The 3,770-nt window shown below is 67.9% G+C and carries 5 protein-coding genes; 3 read left to right on the top strand and 2 right to left on the bottom strand.

Annotation, left to right across the window (positions count from 1 at the left end; translation table 11 throughout):
• On the top strand, positions 1-774 hold a 774-nt coding region (locus U9978_RS13260), incomplete at its 5' end, for a polyprenyl synthetase family protein (protein WP_322761406.1).
• A 1-nt stretch (position 775) separates the two neighbouring features.
• Here the strand turns inward: U9978_RS13260 and U9978_RS13255 are convergent.
• Entirely contained in the window at positions 776-1,735 is a 960-nt protein-coding gene (locus U9978_RS13255) for a phosphotransferase family protein (protein ID WP_322761405.1), read from the bottom strand.
• Complete coding sequence (locus tag U9978_RS13250) at positions 1,732-2,307, bottom strand: hypothetical protein (RefSeq protein ID WP_322761404.1); 576 nt, start codon at positions 2,305-2,307, stop codon at positions 1,732-1,734. Before U9978_RS13250 ends, U9978_RS13255 begins: the two co-directional genes overlap by 4 nt.
• Before the next feature lie 372 nt (positions 2,308-2,679).
• Between U9978_RS13250 and U9978_RS13245 the strand changes: the two genes are divergently transcribed.
• Complete coding sequence (locus tag U9978_RS13245; protein ID WP_322761403.1) at positions 2,680-2,973, top strand: hypothetical protein; 294 nt, start codon at positions 2,680-2,682, stop codon at positions 2,971-2,973.
• Positions 2,970-3,770, top strand: an 801-nt coding sequence (locus U9978_RS13240) for a zeta toxin family protein (protein ID WP_322761402.1), incomplete at its 3' end; no start/stop codon positions are given. The genes U9978_RS13245 and U9978_RS13240, both read left to right, overlap by 4 nt.

Below are 3,770 nucleotides of genomic sequence, written 5' to 3'. Positions count from 1 at the left end.
GCCTATACCGCGCTGGCCCCACCCGGGGCGCCGCCGGCCCGCACCCGGCATGGGGATCATCTTGCGCTCTACTGGGCGGACCTGCTGCTCGGGCTGGCGGCCGACCTGGTCGAACAGGCGCCGGCATCGCCCGAGGTCCGTTGCCGGCTGTCTGCCACGGTCGGCCACGTCCTGACCCGCACCCACCGCGGGCAGCTCACCGAACTCCACCTACAGCACACCCATCCCGCCCAGATCCCGGTCGCCGACCTACTCGCGATGTACGCGGACAAGGCCGCCGACTACTGCTACCAGCTGCCGTTCACCCTCGGGGCGATCCTCGGCGGCCTGGACCCCGACCGGCTGGGCGCCACCCGCACCGTCCTGGAGACCGTCGGGGTCGCCTCGCAGATCATCGACGATATCGCCGGTGGCTGCCCTCAGGTCCTCGAGCAGGGCAAGGACAGCATCGGAGAGATCACACAACTGCGGCGCACGGTCCTGCTGTGTGACCTCGCCCGGCGCCTGCCCGCCGGCGACCCGCTCCAGCCGATCCTCGCCGGCCAGGCCACCACCCCGGAGCAGACCGCCGCGATCCGGGAGGCGTTCCTCACCTTCGGGGCGGTCACCGCCGCCGCCACCCGTGCCGCGGCCCTGGCCGACCAGGCGGCCGCCGCCATCGACCGTCTCGGCCTGGCCGCGCCGGCCACCGCCTACCTGCACGACCTGGTCGACGTCCGGGTCCGTCACAGCCTCGGCGTCCTTACCGCCGGCGACGCTGTGGGATCCGGCTGACTCAATGCCAGCCCGTCCGGTGCGCGATCCACACCCGCCCGGCCGCCGCCGCGGACGCCTGAAACGTCCGCAGATGCGGCACCCCGGGTGGTGCGGGTGCCCGCGACGACCGCTCCCAGTAGCCGGCCACCGCCATCGCGAACGCCGTCAGCACCTCCGGGTCCAGCCCTGCCATCGCGGGCACGTTCCGGATCGCGGCCTCGGCCGTGCCGGGGTGGTGTCCGGCCAGGATCAGATGCGGTACCAGGGCCGCCACATCCAGCCAGGCCGCTCCCCGACACGGATATGACCAGTCCACCAGCCGCACCGCCCCCGTGGCGTCCCGGACCAGGTTGTCCGGGCGGATATCGCCGTGGACCAGCGTGGCCCCGGCCGCGGCCGCCACCCAGCCGCTCTCCCCCGCGGCCAGCGCCGGTAGATGCCGGCACGCCCACCCGTTCAGATCATCGGGAGGATCGGCGGCCACCGTAGCCCAGCCGTGGACCAGCCCGCCCAACTCGTGCGCCGCGGGTGGCGCATCCTCGATCGGGCAGGGTGTCAGTGCCGGCGCCAACGCGGCCAGGGTTGCCACGGTGGCTGTCACGTCGGTCGACCCCGGCCGTAGATCCACCGTTCCACCCGGAAGGTCCTCGAAGGCCAGGATGATCCATCCGGCCAGGTCGGCCGCCCACCGCAGCGCCGGCGCCGGGGCCGCCGGCGGCAACGCCTGGCACGCCGCCGCTTCCGCCCGGTACACCCCCGCCAACGGATGCTCCACCGGCAAACCCTTGACAAAGACCCGCGTCGGCCCCGGCGCGCCACTGGGCGCGCCGACCGTCAGCCGCACCGCAACACCCGGCGTGAACCCACCGGTTTGCACGACCGCCGCCGTCACCGGCCCACCCAGCCGGGCCGCGAGCGCGTCACGCAACGACCCGGGTAGCTGGTCCCACCCAGGGCGCACTGCGGTACCGACGTTCATGACCACACCCTACCGTGGAATGGATCTTTCATGGTCCGGCCGCGGATCTCGGCGATGCAGGCCCGGGTGTCGGTGAGGGTGTTGATGACCCCGAACAGGAGCCCGACCAGGAACGGTCCGACCAGAAGCCCGGGCACGAATCTGACGAGTGGTGGCCGCCGCCGCCGGACAATCTGGCGTGGAAATGGATCGACATGCCCGAGAAGGCGCCGAGTCAAGAGCTGGTGCAGGGGTCCGGCGATGAGTTTGATCCAGATCCAGATCCAGATCCAGATCCAGATCCAGATCCAGATCCAGATCCAGATCCAGAGCAGGAGTCCCGTCACGAGTCCGATCTTGAGCCCCGACCATAGGCCGCCCGCAAGCCCGATTGGTACCCCGATTGCAAGCCCGACCGTGCGGGCCGATATCCGGGGTGCGCCGCGAAAAAGTTCCCACCAGGCGAGATCCGTGGTGTTGTGCAGGTTCTGTTCAAGGTGGTGGGCGAGGAATACCAGCCACCGTTCGGCTTCCGCCGCCGGCCAGGGACAATCGACGGCCTGGTCCGTTGGGTAAGCACCGAGGTGAGTCAACGCCGGCCTGGAAGTCGGAGAGCATCCAGGTCGGAGGTTGTCGCGGCCGCACTCAACGCACACCTGCCTGCCCCTGCCAGCAAGCGGACAGACGGGAAGCGTTGACTGCGCCAGGCGGAAGATCCGCTTGCCGCACGCAATCGCCGCGTTCGCCGAGCTCCAGAAGATCGTCATAGCTGAGCGTCGGTGATCGAAAATCCGGTAACCGCCGGACGTTCGTAACCGCGATGGCATCAGGAAGGGCACACATCGGCGTCCGCCCGGCTCTACCTCGCTACCTGACCGGTCACACCAGCAGGGTAAACAGTCTCAGCGACTGCGCTCTGTACCGAAGCGTAGACTTTTCATATAATTATGAGAGAAAGGTCGATAATGCCCGAATCAACCGATGAGCGCGAACCGGTGCTCGGAGGCAGCTTGCCTACCTGGACCTATGAACACGGCATGGATGTCGAAGCAGCTGAATGGGTCCTCGGATCACTGATCGCCTGGATATCGAAGCAGCTTGACACCGAGCCGGACGAAGCTGCTGCGAGAGTCCTGCGCGAGGAGAGCGCGGCACTGGCTGCCGAACGACGGCGGATGTTGACGGGTGGAGCTGCCGCCGCGGCTCGAGTACTTCGAGAGTACGGGCCCCGGGCCCGGCAACTCTACACATCACCGTGACCGACAGCCACAGGCTTCCCCCGGACGTTCATGAGAGGATCTTCCGAGAGCGCATCGTTCCCGAACTCCTGACGAGCGCCGCACCCCAAACGCATCCCGTCGCTATCCTGCTCGGCGGACAGCCTGGCGTAGGGAAATCCAGCACCAAAGGCGCCCTTCACGAGGCGCTGGTCTCCCGTGGTGGGGCCGTCGACTTCAGCGCCGATCTGATGCGGCCTTACCACACAGGGTTCACAGACCTCCTTCGAGGAGACGAACGCGTCCTGCGCGACCTCGACACCGCGATCGACGAGGATGCCCGCGCGTGGGTCGACAAAGCCGTGGCCTACGCCAGTGATAGACGCATTAACGTCATCTTCGATTCAAACCTCGCCAACGCTGAACGCGCCCGCAGCATCATCGCCCAGTTCACCGACGCGGGCTACCAGACCGAAGTGGTGTTCATAGCCGGTTCTTCCGCCCTCAGCCGACTCGGTGTTCTCGAGCGCTACCAGCGGCAGATCGAGGAACAAGGCATAGGAGCCTACTGTCCGCCAAAGATCCACGATCGCAACTATCAAGGTGTGCTCGGCACCGCCAAACTGATCGACACCGGCGAGATCGTGGTTGACGCCGTTAATGTCTACCGCCGTGGCGGCGGCAATCCCCTCCACACCAACCGTCGTAACGCCCACCGCCACTGGGTTAACGAGCCCTGCGCCCAGCAAGCCATCGCAGACGAACGCTTGCGCCCCTGGTCCCCGACCGAAAGTAGCTGGTTCATCTCCAAGGCCACCGACCTCGCAGACCGCCTCGCC

The sequence above is a fragment of the Protofrankia sp. Cr2 genome (genome assembly GCF_963555885.1).
Classification (GTDB): domain Bacteria; phylum Actinomycetota; class Actinomycetes; order Frankiales; family Frankiaceae; genus Protofrankia.
Note: the sequence above shows the minus strand (reverse complement) of the source record. Positions and strands in the feature narration are given on the sequence as shown.